General features: G+C 28.2%; 1 protein-coding gene. It reads right to left on the reverse strand.

Features of this window, described 5'->3' with window-relative positions; all coding sequences use genetic code 11:
* Positions 1–562: 562 nt before the first annotated feature.
* On the reverse strand, positions 563–1,420 hold the full coding sequence (locus tag JGH11_RS19825) for an AraC family transcriptional regulator (protein ID WP_201114672.1): 858 nt from the start codon (positions 1,418–1,420) through the stop codon (positions 563–565).
* Between the last annotated feature and the right edge of the window lie 510 nt (positions 1,421–1,930).

Below are 1,930 nucleotides of genomic sequence, written 5' to 3' on the forward strand. Positions count from 1 at the left end.
CAACCAATCTTCATTGTTAACCTTAAATCTAATACTATGAAAAACACATTACAAATGTATATAAAAATTATTGTTCTGAGAATAACTGTTTAGATATTATAGATAAAATTAATATATGATAACAATCTTCGAAAAAAAGAGTAACTCGAAGACTAGAAGTGCCTTGTCTATTTCGTTCTACAGTTGTATTCAATAAAATATAATTATGAAAGAACTTATTTTATCAGATATACAAAAATAAATGATCAGTCAATCATGTAAAAAGAAAGGTAACTAATATCCCTAAAAATGAAAGATTATAGAATCTGAATAATTTTCTTTGCATCATACTGTTGATTAAAAATGCAAAAAGCCCGCAAATTCTCTTCGCAGACTTTCCAACCTTAACACAAACTTTACAAAACTACACAATAATAGAGTTAAACTACAACCTAGATTAGGTTTTCATTTAATAAATATACTCCTCATATATTTACACTACAAAGGTATGGGTTTAGTTATTATCGATTATTACAAATATAAACCAGCTTTTACCAAATTCGTGCCTATTTTATGTGTTGGATTATTCTTGCGTAGTATTTTTTTTACTTCTGATACGCCCTGGTGTAGAACCAAAATGTATCTTGCAAAAATCATTGAAGTGTGAAGGAGAGGAAAAGCCGTATTCATCGCTAATTTCCTTCAAAGATTTCTCAGTGCTATTTATTTGATGATATATAGCCTTAGATCTTTCATCTTTCATCCAATGATAGGCCGAAACTCCAAATACTTTTTTAAATCGTTTTTGAAATCCCGAAAGGCTATAATGTGAAAGATCAGCCAACTCTTGAACTGTTTTAGCTTTATAATGATTTCTTATTACGAAGTCGGAGAATGAAATATCGTTACTTAATAGCGGATAAAAAAAGCAAAGTAAATCTATTTTTGTATAATAAGCTCTAAGTAAGAAATAAAATTCTTTAGCCTTTAGTTCAAAATAGTATGTGCACTTTAAACCGTCGTGCATACACGTATCAAGAAAAGATACGAATGATTCTATCCGTTCATTTATATCAAGAAAATAAAGATTAGGTTTAAAGCCATTCTTGTCTTCGCGCAATAGTTTATCTAATGAAAAACAATCACAGAGTTGTTTTGTGTTATGAAGTCGGACTACAAGAATAGAGCATTCTTCTTTGGCACAACTGATGATCTCACTACCAGACGGAAGAAGCATCATCTTACCCTCTGTAATCGTTCTGTTTGTAAATTCGCCAAAAGAAAAATCCAAGGAACCTTTTAGAATGAAAATTACTTTATTATTAATAGAGAAGAAGTCCCATTGTTGGTCCTTATTTAAAATTCTTTTCTCAATTGTAGGTCTTTCACTCTTTTCATAATTATAACAAGAAAGGTGTTCTTGTGCATATAATAATTCCATTGAGGTTTTCTCCTATATTTTATAGTCTTGTTTATAACGTGACTCTATATTAAGTGTTTCATCCATTTGTTATTGCCTAGTTGATAGTGAAGTACAACATATATACAAAAGTAATTAAAAAACAGGAAGAAAAGGTTCTTGTAGCGATGCTTTGGCGGTTTATTAACCAAAAATACATTAATAAATCGGAATTAATATCTGTAAAAAATACGTAGATGCGGATTTTGATATGATTATAGCTTTTGACTATATCTTATAGATAAAAATTATAAGGCGTTCTTTTATCTAAATATTTGTTGATATATTCACTAATATTGAGAAATAATCTACCTTGTTATTAGTAATAATTGTTTAAATTTGAAACAATAATATTGGAAAATAAGAACATATATTTCAGCTTTTTTGTTTAGAAAAAAAACTAATATTTGAATTAAGTAATTTTACTCATAATTGAAAATAGTTGAGTATGGCTTTCAAAGAGCAGTATTGGAAATATTCATTAATCATAAT

The organism is Dysgonomonas sp. Marseille-P4677 (assembly GCF_016652235.1).
In the GTDB taxonomy this organism is placed as follows: domain Bacteria; phylum Bacteroidota; class Bacteroidia; order Bacteroidales; family Dysgonomonadaceae; genus Dysgonomonas.

Excerpts from the sequence above, each read along its gene's own strand:
- JGH11_RS19825 (WP_201114672.1), bottom strand. The coding sequence starts at position 1,420 with ATGGAATTATTATATGCACAAGAACACCTTTCTTGTTATAATTATGAA.